Origin of the sequence: Vibrio fluminensis (genome assembly GCF_015278125.1) — a bacterium.
Lineage (GTDB): Bacteria > Pseudomonadota > Gammaproteobacteria > Enterobacterales > Vibrionaceae > Vibrio > Vibrio fluminensis.
In genome coordinates, this window is the sequence record NZ_JADILO010000043.1 from 1 (window position 1) to 19,887 (window position 19,887).

The window sequence follows — 19,887 nt, forward strand, 5'->3', positions numbered from 1 at the left end:
GATACCAAGCGGACAGGTCGTGCTTCTATAAAAACCTTATGGCAAGGATGGTTTAGGTTACAAACCATCCTTGAAGGGTATGAACTCGCTAAGTCTCTTGAGCAACAAGACTTGTGATCAAGAGACAGGGCATCATGCCTTCCTTTTTTCGTTCTAGAGTGGGTCATTACTGCGCTTTAGGCAGTACCACGACTTGTGTTTTTGCCCAAATATCGTGGAAGCCACGTTTTTGGGGATCGAGTGGCACGGTAAAGTTAGCCAAACCAAAGCCAGAGGTTGCTAAGCGTATAAGTGCTTGCGTGACTGTGATGCGACCACCTTGTAGGTTACGTACTTGAATTTTCCATGCGCGCATGCCCAGTGTTTGTCCTGCACGAGTCCAGAAGAAGACAAAGAAGTAAACCCAGACGGCGGCTAAGTAGAAAGTGTACACCGGGCTCCAAACTGGGTGGTTGGTGAGTAAATCGCTCACATCAACATACGGTGCGATATTGATAAGGTTCATTGCCATCAGTGCATGCAAAACGGCGATCACGATACCGGCAGCCATCATTTCAATCGCAATAATAATTAGGCTGTCATAAAACAGGGCACCGAGGCGGCGCATTAAGCCCGCTGGTGGAAGTGGCTGTTGGGTACTCATACTAGTCACTCAATTTGGAAAATAGGCGTCAGGATAATGTTTCACATCTTATGTGAAAAGAGAGCTTGCGCACAGGTTAATGTTTTATGGCGAAATAATCAGCAAACGATAGTGGTTTCAGTCTTTTGCACTTGCACGAACCGCGTTGTTACGTATAATGCCAAACATCAAGAGGCGATAGCCTTAAGATGCCGGTATGGTGAAATTGGTATACACGACGGATTCAAAATCCGTTGCCTTCGGGCGTGGCGGTTCAAGTCCGCCTACCGGTACCATATTCAGAAAGGTCGCTTTTATAGCGGCCTTTCGTCGTTTTTGGCATTTGAAAATTAGTGCAATTCAGTACCCGGCGTGGCGTCAGGTGTGCCTGCCCAGTCAAGTCGCCTACCGGTACCATATTTAAATGGTAAAGCCTCGACGAAAGTCGGGGCTTTGTTGTATCTGAGGTTTGTGAATTTAAAATCCAGCGTGGCGTGTCGAACGCGACCCCGGTCAGTCCACCACAGGTACCATATTAAAAAGGTCGCTTTATAGCGGCCTTTCGTCGTTTTGGGCATTTGAAAATTAGTGACATTCAATATCCTGCGTGGCGTCAGGTGTGCCTGCCCAGCCAAGTCGCCTACCGGTACCATATTTAAATGACAAAGCCTCGACGAAAGTCGGGGCTTTGTTGTATCTAAGGTTTGTGAATTTTAAATCCGGCGTGGCGTGTCGAACCCAGAGCTATAAATAGAAAAGGCCGCTAATGCGACCTTTCATCTAATTGGTTGTAGCGTTGACGACCGTATTGCGTCCATTCTTCTTTGCTTGATAGAGCGCTTTGTCGACTCTATCCAGATAGTAGAGGAAATCATCTTCTGGTCGCGGAGTATGGTAGAAAACACCGATAGAGCAGGAGAGTTGAACTTGTTGTTGCCGAGATTGATCGAAAATCGTCAGTTGCTGTATGGCTAGGCGAGCTTGCTCTGCTAGCTTTAAACTTTTGTCGACTGCTGCGTTACGGCTGACAACCAGAAACTCTTCGCCACCCATACGAAAAACCAGATCTTCACTTTGTCTAAAGATTGCGTTTAAGCTTTGTCCAACCTTGGCAATTGCCTCATCTCCTTTAAGATGACCAAACGAGTCATTGAGCTTTTTAAAGTGGTCTAAATCGATCGAGATAAAACTCAACATTGATTGCTGCAACTTGGCCTGCTGCAGTTCATTTTCGATCATCAACATAAAGTGGCGGCGATTGTATAAACCAGAAAGTTCATCGGTAATCGAAAGCTTTTGTAATTGATGATTTAAGGCAAGCAGATCTTTTTCTGCTTTGATGCGGCGATGTTTCTCTCGAATAAGCTCAATCGCGTGGGAAGAGAGCTCTTCATACATATTTAAAACGGTGTCAATTAAGACACCGACAGAGCCTTTCATTTTGAGCTGAGCTCGCTCTTTGGCTTGTTCCAATGAGTAGTCGTTACGCAGTTCATCAACCACTAAACTCATTTTTTTGTCATCATCAAGAATATGCAGCGCTAGCCAACGAATAAGAAATTGCAGGATGCTCTCAATGGTTTCTTGCCAACTGGTGCTCTCCGCATTCTGTTTAATTAGGTTGATGTCCGGCAAAAAGGACTGATGGGTTTTGACATGCAGATTCGCCCAGTCATCTTGCTGGAAGTACTCCGCCCAAACTCGCTCTTCTTCTTCGAAGTGATACACCGTATAGGCGGCAAGCTCGTCGAATACTTCTGCAACTTCAATACGATTTTCATGTACTAAGGTATTGGCGAGTTTATTCACCAAGCGAAATAGTATTTTGTGCTGTTCATCGATGCTTTGAATGCCCGTTTCAAAGTTAGCATTCCAAGGAAAAACGACGATTTCGTGTTGAGGCATAAAGTAATACAGAGACTAGAACGATTTGGGTTTGATGTTACAGAACGCTGTAATAAATAAAAAGGCTTTTGCTTTGTGTATTTGATCTTCAGCTAAAGTAGTGAGTGCTAATGTGTGTTTGCGGGGGATAAAACAGAAAAAAGCCCCGACAGAGTCGAGGCTTTAGCGTTAATCGAGATGATTATTTGTAGATGCGGTCAAAGCCCGCTTCTAGATCTTCGATTAGGTCACCCACGTTTTCTAGACCAACGTGGATACGAATCAATGTACCTTCGAAGTCTACTGGGTTCGCAGGGCGAATCGCATTAAGCTCTTCAGGTTGGTTAGCTAGGATCAGTGACTCGAAACCACCCCATGAGTAAGCCATAGAGAAGTGCTTAAAGTTATCTAAGTAAAGCTCTAGCTCTTCTTGTGATAGCTTCTTGTTGAGTACGAAGCTAAATAGACCGTTACAGCCTTTGAAGTCACGTACATAGAATTCATGGCCTTTACAGCTTGGTAGTGCTGGGTGGTTAACCACTGCTACTTCTGGGCGATCCGCTAGCCAACGAGCAACTTCGATACTTGCTTTCTCGTGTTGAGCAAGACGAATACCCATAGTACGTAGACCGCGAGAGGCAACGTAAGCGGTATCGGCATCAACCATTTGACCCATTAGGTAAGAGCGCTCTCTTAGGCGATCCCAGCAACGTTCGTTACTTACTGCAGTACCTAGCATAGCGTCAGAGTGACCAATGATGTACTTAGTACCCGCTTGGATAGAGATATCGATGCCGTACTCAAGTGCAGGGAATAGGATACCCGCCGCCCAAGTGTTATCGATCATGATGATGATCTCTTCATTGATAGCGCGAATTGCTTTAACAATCCCAGGGATGTCTTGCACTTCCATTGTGACTGAGCTTGGTGACTCGAGGAAAACCACTTTGGTATTGTCTTGCACAAGTTCAGCAATATTTTCACCCACACTTGGATCATAGTAAGTGGTCGAAATGCCCATGTCTTTCAGTACGATGTTACAAAAATCTTGGGTTGGCTCGTAAGCTGCACCAGTCATTAGAACGTGGTCGCCAGACTCAACGAAGGCTAGAATCGAGTTAGAAACAGCAGCCGCCCCACATGGGTATAGGTAACAACCCGCGCCACCTTCTAGCTCACACATTGCATCTTGCAGAGCAAAGTGAGTTAGAGTACCGCGACGACCATAAAACAGTTCGCCTTTCGCGCGGTTTGCTGTTGCGTGTTTCTTCTGTTGCACACTTTCAAATACTAGAGACGATGCACGTTGAATAACTGGGTTTACTGAACCTTGCAGAAAGCGTGGTTTACGACCTGCGGTTACTAATTTGGTTTCCATGTTTTTACTAGTCATAAGATAACTCTCTTTGTATTTATTATGCTAACTGCTGTTCTGTGTTTTGTTGTGTTTGTGCTTCTTTCTTGCCCATGAAACGCTCGACGATTTGCGTCGCGTTTAGGTCGTGAATCACGTTTAGTAGTGTTGCTGGTGCATCAGTGATGGTGCCGATTACTACTAGCATTGGGATAACTTCTAGAGGCAGACCTAGTGTGGTTACGATGAAGATCTCACCTAGGAAAGCACCACCCGGTACACCGCCTACGATGATTGCTGATAGAACAGCGATGATCATAGTGGTTACGAATACGTCGAATGTGAAAGGCATGCCTAGTACTGCGTAGATGAAGACAATCTTCAGTGCAGCAATCATCGCTACGCCACCTTTGTTTAGGTTAACCAGCAGCGGTAGACAGATATCAGCGATCTCTTCTTTGATACCCATGTTTTTCGCAGCGCGAATCGTTACCGGTAGCGTACCTAGTGAAGAACAAGTACCTAGTGCAGTGATTGAAGGCTCAGCCGCGTTTTTCCAGAAAGCTTTAACGCCTTTTACGCCACCGCCGATGTATGAGTACACAACCGAACCAATCACGAAGTAAATCGCTGCAGTTACGAAGAATAGGATAGATGCGCTAGCAAATGTGCTTAGTAGTTGAGTGTCTTGCTCAGCCATTGTTGCTGCGAAGAATGCACCAAGACCTAGAGGCGCACCTTTCATGATCAGACCAACGATGTTCATTACAACTTCGTTTGCGCTCTTTAGTAGCTCAGCAATCACTTTGCCACGTTCACCTGCTTGACCAATCGCGATACCGCCAAGCACAGACATGATGATCAGCGCAAGGATGTTTGATTTAGATAGCAGACCCACAAAGTCGTTAGTTGTGAACATGCTTACGAAGTCCATGCCACCTTGGCCGCCGGTGAACTTCTCGTTCAGGTCAATAACAACGCCTTGTGCAGGATCGAAGATAGATGCGATGCCGATGATGCCTAGAGCTGGAATTGCAGCCATAGTGATTGAAACAATCAGTACTAGGCCAAGCAGTTTGCCAAGTTTCTTAAGGTCAGTCATTTCAGCAATGGATGACATTACGCTAATGCCCACTAGAGGCACGATGATCATAAATAAAAGGTTTAAGAAAATTTGCCCGATAGGCTTAACTTTTAGCGCAAGTTCAGGAGATACGATACCAAGCGTCGCACCCGCAACAAGGGCGAGTAGCAGTACGATTGACGAGCGGTAGGGTTCTAATTTTTTCCACATAATTTTTTACTCATTTTGTTATAAGACTAAAATGGTTTAGTGACTACACTAAAATGGTATAACCGCTAAACTAAATGAGCAAAGCCTCAATATTCAATTAGTGATAGAACTCTAAATAAACCAGTAAAGCGTGATCGGGCTAACATTTGACCGTTCACAGCTTTAATTATGAGCATTAACTTTGCTCAAATATCAGGCGATGGTTTTTAACATTGAATGAATTTACGTCATCGAAGCTGTGAGAAAGACAGATGGACTTCTGTTGGCATTGGGGATTGTCGCTGGTGGAGAAAAGCTATACATTGCCTGCGCAAAAGAGATACCTTGAACAGTGTGATTTTAGGTCTTAGCAATGGCAGTGCTTGTGTAATATGGAATTGTTTACTCGAGATAGACTCAATTCACTATCTTGAAGTTACTCAAGTATGGACTTATATTACTGAAAATTAATAAAAAAGTGAGAGTTGATGAAGGACCTGGAAGAAATCAGCCATTTAATGGATACGCTCAACATTGTTGCAGACAAAATCTCAGCGTATGGCAAAGTCAGTCGACCATATGGAACGGAAGACAACTTGCTGGTTCATGAAGTACATATTGTTGATTACATTGGCAGACATGACATTGTTACCGCTTCGGATATTGTTGCCGTAACTTATAGAACGAAAGGCGCGATTTCTCAGACGCTAAATAAACTGGCTGAACTTGGCTTGATTGATCGCACTGAGCATCCTAACGATAAGCGCAAACAGAGATTGGTTTTGACCGAAAAAGGCTTAGTCGTCTATGACCACCATAGAGAAAAAGACTTAGTTGCTTACTCTCGTTATCAAGATAGATTATGCAATGTCACCGATGAAGATCTGCGTAAAGCCAATGAGATCATTAAGACGATTTTTAAACTTTAGTCGTCAATTTATGGCGAACAACACCTAACGTTTGTTTTTAAGCAAAAAGCCACAGTTCATTGAACTGTGGCTTTTGTCTTTAAGCTATCGAGAGGTAGGGCAAATTAGCAGTGAGCGCCGTTCCACACGATATCACGGTAACGTGTTGGGTTTGTGTCGCCTTCAGTGCTAAAGATCATCACAGTCGACTCAGAACCCAGTCCCAACTGCTCAGCAAACGCTTTGCCTTCATCTGTGGTCATTAGTCGGTACAGAATACCCATTGTGATTGCGCCAGATTCGCCACTGATTACTGCTTGGTCGCCTTTTAAAGGGTTACCTAGAATACGCATACCTAGCGCGGCAATGCTGTCATCAGCTGATACACAAGCGTCAGAGCAGTCGCGTAGGATTGGCCAAGTAACAGGGTTTGGTTCACCGCAAGCAAGACCTGCCATGATAGACGTTAAGTCGCCTGTTACTGGTGTCATTTCGCCAGCATCGGCTGAACGGAAAATACAGTCAGCGGCGCTTGGTTCGCCGATGATCGCTTTGAAATTGTCAGCACCCAGTGCATCAGCAAAGTAACCTAGAACACCACCAGCCATAGCGCCCACGCCAGCCTGAAGCATAACGTGTGTCGGCGTCATATTGTCAGCTTGCGCTTGTTCAAGTGCTTCATCGGCCATTGTAATGTAGCCTTGTGAAATCCAAGTTGGGATAGTTTCATAGCCTTCCCATGCCGTATCTTGAACCAGCGTCCAGCCATTTTCATCTGCTGTTTGGCTTGCTAGACGCACGGTATCATCGTAATTCACGTCAGTAACAATACACTCGGCACCTAAGCCACGGATTCGATCAACGCTTGCTTGAGGTGAACCTTTTGGCATGTATACCACTGCTTTTTGTCCCATTTCACGAGCTGCCCATGCGACACCCGTACCATGGTTGCCAGCGGTAGCGGTAGTGAACACGAGAGGTTTTGGCAGTTTTTCTGATACTGTTTTTAAGTCGATTTCGCTGATATCCATATTGAGGTGATCGGCGAGTAGGCGACCTAGTGCGTAAGAGCCGCCAAGAACTTTAAACGCGTTGAGACCAAAACGTTTTGATTCGTCTTTAACCAGAATAGCTTTAACACCTAGATGTTGAGCTAATGTCGGTAGTGAAACTAGTGGCGTCGGTTGGTAACCGTCGATTTGTTGGTGGAAAGCACGCGTTTGCTTAGCGGCTTGATGGGTAAATAAAGGGCTAGTTTCACCGTTGTAATTTGAGTTCAGAGATAGTTTCAACATGGCAGCTACTTAAATTAAATTGCGTGGAGGAAGGGCGATGCGATAGCAATCGCCCTGAGCATCATTATTTGATGTAAGCGATCGCTTCTACTTCAACGAGTGCATCTTTTGGCAGGCGACCTGCCTGAATGCAAGAACGTGAAGGTGCGCAGTCTGTACCAAATACTTCTGTGTACACTTCATTGAATGCAACGAAGTCTTCCATATCAGCTAAGAAGCAAGTTGTCTTTAGGACGGTATCGATACCTGCGCCACTTTGTTCAAGAATGGCTTTTAGGTTCGCGAGTGATTGACGAGCCTGCTCTTTAATGCCGCCTTCAGGAAATGCCATCGTCTCTGGGTCTAGAGGCAGTTGACCAGAAGTAAATACTAACTCTTTAAATGCTAGAGCTTGTGAGTATGGACCAATTGCTGCTGGAGCTGATTCTGTATGGATTTGAGTTTTCATCTGTTCTTTATTCCATTATTCCGATTTGTATTCACGAATGTATTTGTAAATCGCGTGACGTGTAATGCCAAGACGTTCAGAGACAAATGCAGTCGCCTCTTTCAGTTCAAAAATGCCGTTATCAAGTAAGATCTTGGTAATAGCTTTGTTTTTACCCTTCAAGTTAATCGTTGAATCTCGTTCAACGTCTTTGATGGCATGTTCGAGAGCGTGCTCTATCACTTCTGTCGGTGAAGAGCCAAAGTTCTCATGCATACCAACCAAGGCGGTATCTGGCATTAGAGTTTTGATGATTTCTGGAAATGGATGCGAAAGATTCATATTGATACAGAACAAGCCAATTGGCTTATTGTCATCACCGGCTAAAACACAAGTAGTTGATTTTAACAGGGAGCCATCTTTGCTAGTCGTAAAGTAACTTTTTGGAGTGACCTCGCCAGTGCTTTCAAATACACCAAGCATTTTCAACCCCATATCGGTAATTGGTGAGCCGACTTCACGGCCTGTGTGATGACCGTTAACGATCTTCACCACTGACTTATCGAAACTGTCGAATGAGTGAATAACCACCTCACAATGTGGGCCAATAAAATCGGCAATCGTATCAGCTAAGCGAAAGTAAGATTGCAAACGCTCTCTGTCACTTTCTGTGAACTCTACATTAAAAGATTGGTATTTGGCTGCATTCATTCTTCAGGACACTTCAGTTAACTTTACTTCAATCCATTCTCCGATTTTTAGTTGAAAAAATCAACTAACGCCGAAGCTACGAATTAACTTTATGTAACTATAAAAGCATTAGTCTTTAATGATTACAATATCAAAGTTAACTATAGTTTACCAAATGTAGATCTTGAGCACACTTTTAGGCAAATAAAACCACCCTTAGTGCACGATAGTTAACTTTAAGGGTTGGGTCACATTTTTTAACTGTAAAAAGGTTAATACTGCATCCCATAACGTAAACATTATTGAACTTTAGAGAGACAGTTTTCTCTCCAATTAATTTTTAGATAGAGGTCACTATGCAAAACTACTTAATGCGCGGTTTTGAACAATCTGAATTTGAAATGCGTACTCAGCGTGCTCAGAAAATCATGCATGAGATGAAGTTGGATGCGATGTTGTTCACTACTGAACCAAACGTTCGTTACTTTACTGGCTTCCACACTCAGTTTTGGCACAGTCCAACTCGTCCTTGGTTCTTAATTGTTCCTGCAGAAGGCAAACCAATCGCAATCATTCCTGAAATTGGCGCAAGTGGTATGGCGGGCACTTGGATTGACACTATTATCACTTGGCCATCACCACGTCCTGAAGATGACGGCATCAGCCTAGTTGCAAGCGCATTAAATAGCCTTCCTTGTCGCCACGGTCGTGTTGGTGCAACTCTAGGTATCGAATCGCATCTACGTATGCCAACTAACAACTACCTAAAACTGACAACGCTAGTGAAAAAAGACTTCGTTGACTGCTCTCTTGCGATGCACGGTCTTCGCCAAATTAAGTCTCAAGCTGAAATCGAGAAGACTCGTGAAATCTGTCGTATTACCAATGTAGGCTTCAAACGCGTACCTGAATATGCACGTGCAGGTATGACTGAGCGCGAAATTTGTAAGCAGTTCCGCATTGATATGCTGCTAGAAGGTGCTGATGAATGTCCGTACATCATTGCCGGTTCGGGCCCTGACGGTTACGACAGCATCATTATGGGGCCTACCGATCGCGTGATTGAAGAAGGTGATGTGTTGATCATTGATACCGGTGCTGTACGTGATGGTTACTTCTCTGATTTTGACCGTAACTGGGCATTTGGTCATGCGAGCGAGCAAACTAAAGCCGCATACCGTGCGACTTATGAGGCCACTACCGCTGGTTTTGAAGCTGCGAAACCAGGCGCGACCACCACAGATATTTACAACGCAATGTGGAAAGTATTAGAGGCAAATGGCGCTTTAGGTAATGACGTAGGTCGTCTAGGCCACGGTCTAGGTATGGAGCTAACAGAGCGTCCTTCAAACACGGCAACAGACAATACCGTTCTAGTACCAGGTATGGTTATGACGCTGGAGCCAGGCATGGTTTACGCTCCAGGCAAATCAATGGTGCACGAGGAAAACATTGTGATTACAGAAAATGGTGCAGAGTGGCTATCAGAGCGTGCTGAGCCAGAACTGATCATCATCGATTAATCCTCGAACTATAAAAATAACAAATTATAAACTCTGAAAGATAGAACGAATTATGAATACTGTTGAAGAATTTAAGTCCTTTGAGATCCCGCTAGAATATACGCTAGCACCACGTATTGATCGCTGCCATATTGGTTTGGTGCAACTTAGTACTGACCATTCACTAGAAATGGACTGGGCAAAACTGCTTGGTACACAAGCTGCGGTATTTAGCTCACGTGTTTATTACAGTAGTGAAATGACGCCTGAAGCCTTGGATCGTATTGCTACAGGAATTGTTGATGCGTCAGATCTAATTGCTTATGGGTTAGATATGGATGTGATGGCATTTGGTTGTACATCTGCATCTATCATTATTGGTGAAGAGAAGGTGGCGAATCTACTTACTCAGCATCGCAATGACATCCCAGCAACGAACCCATGGACAGCAGCACAAGCGGCATTTCGTCATCTAGGCGCCCGCCGAATTGCAGTTTTTTCACCTTATCCAACGGAAGTGAATCTACCGTTATACCAACAATTGACTAATGCTGGCTTCGAAGTACCAGTGTTGGGATCTCTAGGTATTCAGAAAGACACGGATATCACAAAAGTATCTAAAGAATCGATGCTAGACGCATTGGAGAAGCTTCTGCCGAATGCAGAAGTGGATGCAGTATTTATGTCTTGCACCAACCTACGCGTACTTGACCATATCCAAGAAATTGAAGATCGCTTTGGAATTCCAGTGATCTGCAGTAACTCCGCTATGTTCTGGCATGCAATGCACCTAACAGGTCGAATTGCATCTTGCCCTGGTTATGGACGTCTCCTCAATATGGAAGAGTCGCCATACCCACATGTAGAGGCTTCAACAGCAAGCAACTCTGCAGCATTAACGGAATAAACCGCGCTTAACAAGCACAAGTCACTATCGAGTGTGTTCAAGGCTTATACAAATGTATGAGTCTCGGCCACGCTCGATTAAAAAAGCAGAAATTTTAAGGAAAATATTATGAGTCGTACAACAATGGGCTGGGTAGCAGCTATCTTTATCGGTTTACTTTGGGGTATTCCTTGGATTGTTGGTACTCCAATCCTTGAAGTAATGGATGCGCAAGTGTTGGTATGGTTACGTTATACTGTGGCGTTTATTACTCTAGGTGTGATCTTTAATGTTGGTCTAGCGACTGGCAAAATGGAGAAAAAAGCAGATTTCAAATTGACGTGGGAAAATCGCCATGACGTATTTTGGGCTGCAGCGTGTGGCATTATTGGTCAGGGTTCATTTAGCTACTTGTCTTTCCTTTCTCTGGAATACATTACCGCATCAGAAAATGGTGTTATTCAAGGTTTGATTCCAATTCTAATTTTGACAGTAGGTTTCTTCCGTCACAATGCACGCTTCACGACATTGCAAATGGTATCAGCTTTAGGTGCGTTCGCAGGTGTAGCAATCCTAGTTATGGATCCAAACTCGGAAACTAACGGTTTTAACATTGGCCACTTGATCTGCCTAGGCAGTGCGGCGAGCTTCTCTTGTACTGCATATGCTCGTGCAAAACTAGCTGAGAAGTACGGTTCTGTTGCAACAATGTTCCACCAATTTATCTTTGCATCTATCGGTTTTGGTCTATTCCTAATGACCACGGGCGCAGACTTTAGTTCAGCATTGAATGTGTTTAGCTCACCGCTACGTATCTTATGTATTGTTATTCTAGGTGTCGGCATTTCCGGTATCAGCTACCTAATCTACATCTACGCAATGGAGCGTGTTGGTGTTGACGGTACAGGTATGGCACTAAACCTAATGCCTTTATCATCATTTGTACTAGCAGTATTCGCGCTAGGTGAGTCAGTAACACCTATGCGACTTCTAGCAATTGCGGTAGTAATCGTATCAATGATGCTATTCATGAAGTTTGGCAAAAAGTCAGAAGAAAAAGAGTCAAAAGTCGCTCTTAAAACTAAAGAAGCATAATTTGTAACATCATTAGCTAACCCCTGTAGGGGTTAGCTACATTTTCGAGAAAAGTAATATGTCTATCGAACTTAAAGCCATTGAATGGCGTCATCACATTCATCAACATCCTGAATTTGGTACGGAAGAACACCAAACAGCCGAATTTGTTGCCACTAAGCTTGAAGAGTTTGGTATCGAAGTTCACCGCGGTATCGGTGGCACGGGTGTCGTTGGTATTCTAAAGCGTGGTACAAGCGATCGTTCGATTGGTCTGCGTGCGGATATGGACGCACTGCATATTCAAGAAGAAAATACATTTTGCTACGCATCTGTAAATGAAGGTGCGATGCATGCTTGTGGTCACGATGGTCACACCGCGATGTTACTGGGTGCAGCTCATGAGCTGGCGACCAATGGTAATTTTGACGGTACGGTTTACTTTATTTTCCAACCAGATGAAGAACGCGGTACTGGCGCGAAAGCAATGATTGCTGACGGTTTATTTACTCGTTGGAATATCGATGCTGTGTACGCAATGCACAACTTACCAGGCATTGAAGCTGGCCATTTCGTCACTCGTCCACACTCTATCATGGCGAGCGAGAGCAGCTTTGAAATTGAGGTAATTGCGACAGGTGGTCATGCGGCTATGCCTCATATGGGAACAGACCCAATCGTAGTGGGCGCGCAAATTGTTACCGCGATGCAAACTATTGTATCTCGTAACTTGAGTGCGATTGATGAAACTGCAGTTATCTCGGTTACTGAGTTCGCGACGAACGGTACCGTTAACGTAATTCCAACTAAAGTGACCATTTCGGGTGATACACGCAGTTTTACCGATGTGGCGTTACATAAGATTGAAAAGGCGATTGAGCGAATCGTTGCTGGTCAATGTATGTCTGCGGGTGTGGACTATACGTACAAGTTCAACAACAGTTTCTTATCTACGATCAATACACCTGATGAAGCCGCTTATGCGGTAGAAGCAGCGACTAAAGTGGTTGGTGCAGAGCGTGTTAATGGGGCATGTCAGCCATTTACGATTAGTGAGGACTTCTCATTTATGCTTCGTGAAGCGAAAGGTTGCTATATTCTTGTGGGTAATGGTGTCGGTGAGTGCGGTGGTACTGCATTGCATAAGCCTCACTACGATTTCAACGATAACATCATTAAAGATGGTATTGGTTTCTGGAAGACATTAGCTGAACAGCAATTGGCGAACTAATTAAACGTTATTGGTTGGTTTGTCATATACTTAGCTAGAAAACAAAGCCCTAAGAGTCCTCTTAGGGCTTTTGACATTTTACACTGTCATTTGAAGTTTGATTTTCTGATAGAGCAACTCAGCCAGTTTATGGCTAGCTAAGTTACGTGCGATGATTTGGCTGTCGAGTTTATTGGCTCTGACGACTGCTAACCAGTCGGTGACCATCGCATGGAATCCTTTGCCCATTAACATCGGGGTCCAATCTTTTTGCGCCAGTTTTAATTCCCTATCTTCGGCCAATACAGTTCCAGTGACAAAAGAATCAAATTCGTAGGTTTGATTCGCGAGGCACACTTGCAGTCGTTCGCTGGTGGTGCCGAATTGGCGGTTCATTGAAGCATGAAGCATGGTTTCACCGTGCTGCCATTGAATATCCAGCCGGGCCAGTTGATTTCCTTTCCGCTGCATTGTGACGTAAGCCTCTTCGAGACTGGCTTTTGCGCAGACATTGATGCTGTCTAATGGATGAATAAAGTCATCAAAAATGAAAGTATTCAGTTCACCTGGTAATTGATAACGATTTTTTTCCCAGCGAACACTGAGAATATTATCGAGGTTGCCTTGCTGCAGTGTGGGCAAGTGTTGGTTATACAGTGGAATATGACGGCGATTAAAGCCGATATAGAGAGGAACGGCTTTTCTTTCTGCCAATTCGTACAGCATTTCGACATGCTGATAGTTGTCTGCCAATGGTTTATCAACAAAGGTAGCAACACCATGGTTTAAGAAAAAGGATGCTATTTCAAAATGGGTGGAGGTTGCTGAGTGAATCATGACGGCATCAACGTTTAACTCGAGCAGCTTTTTATAATCAGTAACAAAAGTGCTAATCCGATACTGATTGGCAAGAGTGGTCAGTACTTGTTCATTGCGCGTGCAAAGAATCAATTCAAGATCTTGAATCTGGCTCATTACTGGTAGATACGCTTTGGTGGCGATATCACCTAATCCGATTAAAGCGACTCTCATTTTAGTGCCTCTAACTGGGGGGATAATAAGTTGCACTAAATCATGCATGTTCCAGCGGATGATAACCCTCGAACGAGTCACAAATAAGTCACGATTTATCCAGCGGTTGGCAAAATTTTTGTTGGTAAAATTCATCACGATAGTCCATTCAATGCGCAATCGGCGTAGTTTAAATGTCGTTGCTTCCTTGTTGATAAAGAAATCATTAACTAGGGTTTTAGTATGTACCGTGATCTAGATCTCTTTAATGATGAAAGCTATCACCTTAATTTTTCCTCTTATTTTGCTCACTACACAGGGGTGCGTGAGTTCGAATGGTAAGCTTGAACTTGCAGACAACGATGTACCCCACGTGAATTACCTACCCATTGGTATTCCGTTTGTGATTGGCGGTCATGGTACCAGTGTGCCATTAACATCACAGGTTAGCTTAACTGCTAAGCATGTTGCCGAAATTGATTACAGCAAAGTGATTGCTTATCACCCTCATTGTGATTTAGCTCTGATTGAGCAAGACAACAGCGCCCACCCTTTACCAACCTTAGGCATTATTTACTCTTATCAAGCGGTCACCACGGTTGGGAAAGATATGTCGGGAAGCACCATTACGGGAGAAGGGGTTTATTATCGAGATGTTTATTTGCCAGAGCATGAGTTGTTTGAACAATGCCCGGCGAGTATCGCAGATGCGCCTGTTCAGTCAGGAATGAGTGGTGGCGGGGTATATAATGCTAACTCGGAACTGGTTGGGATTATTTCAGCGAAAGTGCATGAAGTGCAGTTGCTTGATGGTACAACGATTGAAACTGAGCGAATCTCTCTTTTTGTTCCACTTCTATTTACAAGAGATTGGATAGTCGCTGAACTCGATGAGTATTATGCCCGTAATCCTCAACTTGATGACGACAATAAGCCATTGCTCTCTTCGGCATTCTTGCTGGACGTTGAGGAGATGAGACAGAAAATTCAACAGCGGAATATTCCATTTTAGTTACTTTCCCGAACGGAGAATGATAGCAGCTAAGCTGATAGAAAATACCCAAACGCGCATCGCGCATTTGGGTATTCGGAGCAGTTAAATACGCCAACTATAGGGGGGAGTTAACGCATTGAGTCATGGTCGTTACTTATGCAAGTTCTGGCCAGTAACCTTTGTTCGCTTCAATTAGAGCATCGAGTACTTTGCGTGCTTTTTTCGCATCACCAACCGTACGGTTTAGCGTAAGTGCTTGCAGTGCTTTGGTGTATGAGCCTTCAAACCAAGCTTCAACTGTTAGACGTTCGTAAGCGAATTGGTTTTCGATCATGCCTTTGTAGAATGTTGGGATCTTACCTACACCGTATGGGCGAGGACCATTGATACCAAGCTCTGCAGTCACCTCAACCATCACATCGTTGTCTAGGTTTGCTACTAGGCCGTTGTTCTCAAGGATCACCACAAACTTACGCTTTTGGTTAAAGGCGATCGATTCAGCTACTTCAACGATCATATCACCGTGCGCATCGTTGTGAACCACGCTTGAGTTCTTGGTTGTACCATCGATAACCGCCTGACGACACTCGTCAAATACACGCTTTTCACGACCGTTCATGACTTCGTTAGCACGGGTGAATTCAGGATCCAGTTTAGATAGCTTGTACTCTGGGTATAGGTAGTACTGTAGGTACGTGTTTGGCAGATAATCAGGGAAGTCACGTAGCATGTCTGCTACTGCAGCGTAAGTATCTAACCAAGATTGATCGCGCTGTTCTGCATCCACAGGAATAAAACCATTCTCTGCGATGTAGGCTTTCAGTTTTGGCGCAAGATCTTCACCTTGTTGGTTGTATAGATGCGTGAACCAACCAAAGTGGTTTAGCCCGAAGTACACAGGATCAAACTCATTTGGGTCCACGTTAAGCAGGCGACCGTAAGAGCGAAGTAAGTTCACTGGTTGGTCACAGATGTTGAGAATGCGATCATCTTGTGGGAAGCGCTTTTTCAATGCGTCAGCTACGATAGCTGCAGGGTTGGTGTAGTTTAAGATCCAAGCTTGAGGTGAGCGTTCACGCACATCTTCAACCATCTGGATCATATCGCCAATAGAGCGCATACCGTAAGCAAAACCACCAGGACCACAAGTTTCTTGGCCGATAATGCCTAAAGATAGTGGGATCTTTTCGTCTTTTTCACGCATTTCGTAGCCGCCAGTACGCATTTGGCAAAGTACGAAGTCGACATCTTTGTACGCGACGTTTACATCAGTCGTGTATTCAAAATCCAGTTCTGGGTAATCTTCAGAGAAAAGTAGCTTAGCGTATTCACCGATAGTTTCTTGGCGCTCAGAGTTCACATCAAACATCACTAAACGGTTTAATGGGAAGGTATCTTTACGCTTACATAGTGCTTTTAATAGACCAGGAGTCCAAGTTGAACCGCCACCGACAAGGACAATATTGAATGCTTTTTTCATCTTACTTCTACCTTAAATTAAATCTGGGAAATTGCCCCTATCACGCAGGGGCGATAATTAAAATGGATTAGATTGCGAGCGCTTTTTTCACATCGTTAGCGATGCTTTCTACTTGCGGACCGTAGATAACTTGTACATCTACATCGCTTGCTCGCTTAACGCCTGAGGCGCCAGTTGTTTTAAGAAATTCGTCTTTAACTTTGCTGATATCGTTCACTTTTACGCGTAGACGAGTGAAGCAGTTATCAACCAGCTGGATGTTGCTTGAACCACCTAAACCCTCGATGATTCGCGTTGCCTGCTCTGATGCATTACCGACGACTTCAGTTGCTGTATCTTCTTTTTCACGACCCGGTGTTGCCACATTGAAGCGATTGATCACCATACGGAAAACGAAGTAGTAAATAGGGAAGTAGCAAGCGCCAACGAGTACTGCAAACCACCATTGAGTTTCTGCGCCACCCAGTACACCGAATACAAATAGGTCAATCACACCACCTTGAACGTTACCAATCATTACGCCAAAGATATTCATTAGGGCGAAAGATAGACCTGTCATAATGGCGTGGAAAATAAACAGCAGCGGGCTGACAAAGATAAAGCTGAACTCTAATGGCTCGGTAATGCCCGTTGTGAAGGAAGCGAGAGCACCCGCAATCACCAACGCCTTTACGCGAGTCTTATGCTCATCGCGAGCGCAGTGATACATAGCAAGAGCTGCACCTGGAAGAGCAAACATCATCACAGGGATCTTACCTTGAGCTAGGAAGCGAGTGGCTTCTTTAACAATTTCGTTGTCGATGCTGCCAGGGTGAGTTAGGGCATAGTTAAAGATGCTTAGGGCGCCGACTACACTTTCGCCGTCTACGTTGGCAATACCACCGATAGGCGTAAAGCGTACCGTTTCATTTAGAATGTGGTGTAAACCTGTTGGGATCAGTAGACGCTCAGCGAAGGCAAATAGGAAAGTACCAAAACTGCCTGCTTGACCAATGAACTCACCAATTTTTGCGATAGCCGCGCCAATGGTTGGCCAAATCAGCGACATTGCAACACCAATAAGCGGTAGAACAACGACGGTAATGATCGGTACAAAGCGGCGACCACCGAAGAAGTTAATCGCAGTGGGTAGCACAATGGTGTAAAAACGGTTGTGTAGCGCAACAGTCACTAGACCGGCAATTACACCGCCTAGTACGCTCATGTGGTAAGAAAAAATACCTAGCGTGTTACCAAATTCAGCGGCAAACATCATCGCAGCTGTCTTATCCATGCCTTGTGAGACAAGGTAAGCAACCGATGTAGTTTCTGGTGTTAATCCCTGAGCGAGTAGGGAGTAGTTCACCCCTACGTGCATTGAGATAAAACCAATAATTGCCGCAAATGCAGCAGTTGGTTTCTCTTGTTTTGCTAAACCGATAGCAGCGGCCACAGCAAAGAAGAGTGGTAGGTTACCAAATAGAGATCCGGCAACCTTGCGAATAAACCCAAGCACCAACTGAACAGCTTCAAGTTGGTTGAATGATTGTCCAGTGATATTTGGGTTTTGTAGGGCGGCGGCTAAACCAAGGAAAATACCCGCGGCGGCGATAACCGAAATCGGCATCATCAACGCTTTTCCTAGGTCTTGTAGCTTAGAACCTAAGTGTTTCATCGAGTGATATCTCCATATCATCATTTTTGTTATGGAGGGATTAAATGATGTTTAAGTATAGTTGTCTATACAACTATACTTTTTGTGTGAGATTAATCACTAACCATTTACATGTGGTTTTAATCACGAAATGATTTGGTTTTAATTAACATTCTCATTAATAAGGGTTGTATAGTTGTGTATTCAAGTGCTGCAAGATAGGATAAGCCGTCTTCAAACAAGGGGTAACGCATGATAGACAAAGAATCTCATGTTCCTATCTATCTACAAATCGAGCGCATTCTCACTCAGCAGATTGAACAAGGAATTTTGCATCCAGGGGATTCAATTCCTTCGGAAACCTTGCTCGCTGAGCAATATCAAGTTTCGCGAATGACAGCGCGCAAAGCGGTTGACTATTTAGTCCGTCAAGGCGTGGTTGAAAGGCAGCGTGGCCGCGGCACATTTATTTGTCAGCCAACACAAGAGCTAAAGATGGCTTTGCCACTTGATCAACACTTAACTTCAAGTGAAGTTGCAACTTCGCTTAACTCTCCCATTAGCAATAAGCTTCTGCACCTTGAGAAGGTTGAAGCGCCGACTCATATCATTCAAGAATTAGGTCTAGAGCCCGGTAGTTTGGTTTGGTATATGAAACGCTTACGCTTGGTTGGAGAGATCCCTTTTGTATTTGAATCTTCTTACATGCTCGCCGAGCCGATGTTTGCCGATTTAGAGGCGCACCACCTCAATAGTTCAAAGTACAGCTATCTTGCTGAGAAAGGGCAAAAGGTAGGCGGCAGCCAAAAACGAATTCGTGCCGAGTTACCATCAGAAGAAGTCCGCACATTACTGGGGCTAAAACGAGATGAGCCCGTATTGTGTGCTCACAGTATTGCGCGCCTAGAAACGGGACAAGCTTTCGAAGCTTCCGATATCTATTATAATCAAGAACACTATACGTTTACCTTAGACGCCACAAGATAACCAATATCTTTATTTAAAGCACTATTAATTAGTGCTTTAACTATTTATTTCAATAGCGTTCAGATATTTTTTAAAAGTATTAAATATCCAAGTTATTTTTAATAACAACGTAATCATTAGCAAATGATGGTTATATCTGTTTATTGATAAATAAATCCTTTTTGTTTCATAAATAGCATTCAATGTTTCAAAATGGGATTTTGTTCACGCTTAACGCAACCGGTTGCGCTTTTGTGCGTGGTTCATTTTTGCTACAGTTTGTTAGGTTGATAATTAACCAATAATGGAGCTGGGCGATGAAGAAGATTTTGTTATGTTGTAGTGCGGGTATGTCTACAAGCATGTTAGTAAAAAAAATGGAGCAAGCGGCGGCAAATAGAGGGCTTGAATGCCATATTGAAGCTCTAGCAGTCAACGCTTTCAACGAAGCAATTACCGAATATGATGTCTGTTTGCTTGGGCCTCAAGTGCGTTTTCAACTTGATGAGTTGAAGAAAGTTGCGGATGAGCATGGAAAAAATATTGCAGCGATTTCTCCGCAAGATTACGGAATGATGAAAGGTGATGCTGTACTTGATCAGGCGTTGGCTCTGATCGATTAAATATTTCAAATAACTAAAAACTAAAAAATTAAACACAAAAGTAATTGCGCCATAT

At 44.0% G+C, this 19,887-nt stretch carries 18 protein-coding genes and 1 tRNA gene; 9 read left to right on the forward strand and 10 right to left on the reverse strand.

Annotation, left to right across the window (positions count from 1 at the left end):
* Nucleotides 1-166 precede the first annotated feature (166 nt).
* Nucleotides 167-643 carry an RDD family protein gene (locus IRQ95_RS20290; protein ID WP_194439350.1) on the reverse strand — a complete coding sequence of 159 codons (477 nt, stop codon included), beginning with the start codon at nt 641-643 and terminating at the stop codon, nt 167-169.
* A gap of 190 nt (nt 644-833) precedes the next feature.
* On the opposite strand from IRQ95_RS20290, the gene IRQ95_RS20295 reads away from it, so the two are divergent.
* Nucleotides 834-918: transfer RNA gene (locus tag IRQ95_RS20295), tRNA-Leu, on the forward strand.
* Between the two features lie 484 nt (nt 919-1,402).
* Here the strand turns inward: IRQ95_RS20295 and IRQ95_RS20300 are convergent.
* From IRQ95_RS20300 to IRQ95_RS20310, 3 genes are all read right to left on the reverse strand, one after another.
* Nucleotides 1,403-2,527, reverse strand: a complete 1,125-nt coding sequence (locus IRQ95_RS20300; protein WP_194439351.1) for a GGDEF domain-containing protein — start codon at nt 2,525-2,527, stop codon at nt 1,403-1,405.
* Between the two features lie 181 nt (nt 2,528-2,708).
* The gene (gene metC / locus IRQ95_RS20305; protein ID WP_194439353.1) at nt 2,709-3,899 is read right to left on the reverse strand and encodes a cystathionine beta-lyase; all 1,191 of its coding nucleotides are present in this window, start codon (nt 3,897-3,899) and stop codon (nt 2,709-2,711) included.
* 22 nt (nt 3,900-3,921) lie between these two features.
* Nucleotides 3,922-5,154: a dicarboxylate/amino acid:cation symporter gene (locus tag IRQ95_RS20310; RefSeq protein WP_194439355.1), complete on the reverse strand. Its 1,233-nt coding sequence runs from the start codon at nt 5,152-5,154 to the stop codon at nt 3,922-3,924.
* A gap of 467 nt (nt 5,155-5,621) precedes the next feature.
* Between IRQ95_RS20310 and IRQ95_RS20315 the strand changes: the two genes are divergently transcribed.
* Nucleotides 5,622-6,062 (forward strand): MarR family winged helix-turn-helix transcriptional regulator, encoded by a 441-nt coding sequence (locus tag IRQ95_RS20315; protein WP_194439357.1) that lies wholly within the window; start codon nt 5,622-5,624, stop codon nt 6,060-6,062.
* Between the two features lie 104 nt (nt 6,063-6,166).
* Here IRQ95_RS20315 and dpaL read toward each other — a convergent pair whose 3' ends face one another.
* The 3 genes from dpaL to IRQ95_RS20330 form a co-directional block, all read right to left on the reverse strand.
* Nucleotides 6,167-7,336 (reverse strand): diaminopropionate ammonia-lyase, encoded by a 1,170-nt coding sequence (dpaL, locus tag IRQ95_RS20320; RefSeq protein WP_194439359.1) that lies wholly within the window; start codon nt 7,334-7,336, stop codon nt 6,167-6,169.
* 64 nt (nt 7,337-7,400) lie between these two features.
* Complete coding sequence (locus IRQ95_RS20325) at nt 7,401-7,784, reverse strand: RidA family protein (RefSeq protein ID WP_075652298.1); 384 nt, start codon at nt 7,782-7,784, stop codon at nt 7,401-7,403.
* 15 nt (nt 7,785-7,799) lie between these two features.
* Nucleotides 7,800-8,474: a helix-turn-helix transcriptional regulator gene (locus IRQ95_RS20330; RefSeq protein ID WP_194439361.1), complete on the reverse strand. Its 675-nt coding sequence runs from the start codon at nt 8,472-8,474 to the stop codon at nt 7,800-7,802.
* Nucleotides 8,475-8,809: 335 nt separating this feature from the next.
* On the opposite strand from IRQ95_RS20330, the gene IRQ95_RS20335 reads away from it, so the two are divergent.
* From IRQ95_RS20335 to IRQ95_RS20350, 4 genes are all read left to right on the forward strand, one after another.
* Complete coding sequence (locus IRQ95_RS20335) at nt 8,810-9,976, forward strand: M24 family metallopeptidase (RefSeq protein WP_194439363.1); 1,167 nt, start codon at nt 8,810-8,812, stop codon at nt 9,974-9,976.
* 52 nt (nt 9,977-10,028) lie between these two features.
* Complete coding sequence (locus IRQ95_RS20340) at nt 10,029-10,862, forward strand: maleate cis-trans isomerase family protein (RefSeq protein ID WP_194439365.1); 834 nt, start codon at nt 10,029-10,031, stop codon at nt 10,860-10,862.
* Nucleotides 10,863-10,970: 108 nt separating this feature from the next.
* The gene (locus IRQ95_RS20345; protein ID WP_194439367.1) at nt 10,971-11,936 is read left to right on the forward strand and encodes a DMT family transporter; all 966 of its coding nucleotides are present in this window, start codon (nt 10,971-10,973) and stop codon (nt 11,934-11,936) included.
* 58 nt (nt 11,937-11,994) lie between these two features.
* A complete protein-coding gene (locus IRQ95_RS20350; protein ID WP_194439369.1) occupies nt 11,995-13,146 on the forward strand; it encodes a M20 aminoacylase family protein in 1,152 nt (383 codons plus the stop codon).
* Nucleotides 13,147-13,224: 78 nt separating this feature from the next.
* Here the strand turns inward: IRQ95_RS20350 and IRQ95_RS20355 are convergent, their stop codons facing one another.
* Entirely contained in the window at nt 13,225-14,157 is a 933-nt protein-coding gene (locus IRQ95_RS20355; protein WP_194439371.1) for a Gfo/Idh/MocA family protein, read from the reverse strand.
* Nucleotides 14,158-14,461: 304 nt separating this feature from the next.
* Here IRQ95_RS20355 and IRQ95_RS20360 point away from each other — a divergent pair, with 304 nt between their 5' ends.
* Nucleotides 14,462-15,148 (forward strand): S1 family serine peptidase, encoded by a 687-nt coding sequence (locus IRQ95_RS20360; RefSeq protein WP_194439373.1) that lies wholly within the window; start codon nt 14,462-14,464, stop codon nt 15,146-15,148.
* Nucleotides 15,149-15,284: 136 nt separating this feature from the next.
* Here the strand turns inward: IRQ95_RS20360 and IRQ95_RS20365 are convergent, their stop codons facing one another.
* Together IRQ95_RS20365 and IRQ95_RS20370 are read right to left on the reverse strand one after the other, a co-directional pair.
* A complete protein-coding gene (locus IRQ95_RS20365) occupies nt 15,285-16,610 on the reverse strand; it encodes a 6-phospho-alpha-glucosidase (RefSeq protein WP_194439375.1) in 1,326 nt (441 codons plus the stop codon).
* Between the two features lie 67 nt (nt 16,611-16,677).
* Nucleotides 16,678-18,264 carry a PTS transporter subunit EIIC gene (locus IRQ95_RS20370; RefSeq protein WP_194439377.1) on the reverse strand — a complete coding sequence of 529 codons (1,587 nt, stop codon included), beginning with the start codon at nt 18,262-18,264 and terminating at the stop codon, nt 16,678-16,680.
* Between the two features lie 231 nt (nt 18,265-18,495).
* Between IRQ95_RS20370 and IRQ95_RS20375 the strand changes: the two genes are divergently transcribed.
* Both IRQ95_RS20375 and IRQ95_RS20380 read left to right on the forward strand, forming a co-directional pair.
* A complete protein-coding gene (locus tag IRQ95_RS20375; protein ID WP_194439378.1) occupies nt 18,496-19,230 on the forward strand; it encodes a GntR family transcriptional regulator in 735 nt (244 codons plus the stop codon).
* A 296-nt stretch (nt 19,231-19,526) separates the two neighbouring features.
* Entirely contained in the window at nt 19,527-19,832 is a 306-nt protein-coding gene (locus IRQ95_RS20380; protein WP_194439380.1) for a PTS sugar transporter subunit IIB, read from the forward strand.
* The last annotated feature ends 55 nt before the right edge of the window (nt 19,833-19,887 follow it).

What these genes read in the sequence shown, in the direction of transcription:
- IRQ95_RS20365 (WP_194439375.1), bottom strand. Translation starts at nt 16,610, where the DNA reads ATGAAAAAAGCATTCAATATTGTCCTTGTCGGTGGCGGTTCAACTTGG.
- IRQ95_RS20340 (WP_194439365.1), top strand. Translation starts at nt 10,029, where the DNA reads ATGAATACTGTTGAAGAATTTAAGTCCTTTGAGATCCCGCTAGAATAT.
- IRQ95_RS20370 (WP_194439377.1), bottom strand. Translation starts at nt 18,264, where the DNA reads ATGAAACACTTAGGTTCTAAGCTACAAGACCTAGGAAAAGCGTTGATG.
- IRQ95_RS20355 (WP_194439371.1), bottom strand. Translation starts at nt 14,157, where the DNA reads ATGAGAGTCGCTTTAATCGGATTAGGTGATATCGCCACCAAAGCGTAT.
- IRQ95_RS20375 (WP_194439378.1), top strand. Translation starts at nt 18,496, where the DNA reads ATGATAGACAAAGAATCTCATGTTCCTATCTATCTACAAATCGAGCGC.
- IRQ95_RS20380 (WP_194439380.1), top strand. Translation starts at nt 19,527, where the DNA reads ATGAAGAAGATTTTGTTATGTTGTAGTGCGGGTATGTCTACAAGCATG.
- IRQ95_RS20300 (WP_194439351.1), bottom strand. Translation starts at nt 2,527, where the DNA reads ATGCCTCAACACGAAATCGTCGTTTTTCCTTGGAATGCTAACTTTGAA.
- metC (WP_194439353.1), bottom strand. Translation starts at nt 3,899, where the DNA reads ATGACTAGTAAAAACATGGAAACCAAATTAGTAACCGCAGGTCGTAAA.
- IRQ95_RS20350 (WP_194439369.1), top strand. Translation starts at nt 11,995, where the DNA reads ATGTCTATCGAACTTAAAGCCATTGAATGGCGTCATCACATTCATCAA.
- IRQ95_RS20315 (WP_194439357.1), top strand. Translation starts at nt 5,622, where the DNA reads ATGAAGGACCTGGAAGAAATCAGCCATTTAATGGATACGCTCAACATT.
- IRQ95_RS20345 (WP_194439367.1), top strand. Translation starts at nt 10,971, where the DNA reads ATGAGTCGTACAACAATGGGCTGGGTAGCAGCTATCTTTATCGGTTTA.
- dpaL (WP_194439359.1), bottom strand. Translation starts at nt 7,336, where the DNA reads ATGTTGAAACTATCTCTGAACTCAAATTACAACGGTGAAACTAGCCCT.
- IRQ95_RS20310 (WP_194439355.1), bottom strand. Translation starts at nt 5,154, where the DNA reads ATGTGGAAAAAATTAGAACCCTACCGCTCGTCAATCGTACTGCTACTC.
- IRQ95_RS20330 (WP_194439361.1), bottom strand. Translation starts at nt 8,474, where the DNA reads ATGAATGCAGCCAAATACCAATCTTTTAATGTAGAGTTCACAGAAAGT.
- IRQ95_RS20325 (WP_075652298.1), bottom strand. Translation starts at nt 7,784, where the DNA reads ATGAAAACTCAAATCCATACAGAATCAGCTCCAGCAGCAATTGGTCCA.
- IRQ95_RS20290 (WP_194439350.1), bottom strand. Translation starts at nt 643, where the DNA reads ATGAGTACCCAACAGCCACTTCCACCAGCGGGCTTAATGCGCCGCCTC.
- IRQ95_RS20335 (WP_194439363.1), top strand. Translation starts at nt 8,810, where the DNA reads ATGCAAAACTACTTAATGCGCGGTTTTGAACAATCTGAATTTGAAATG.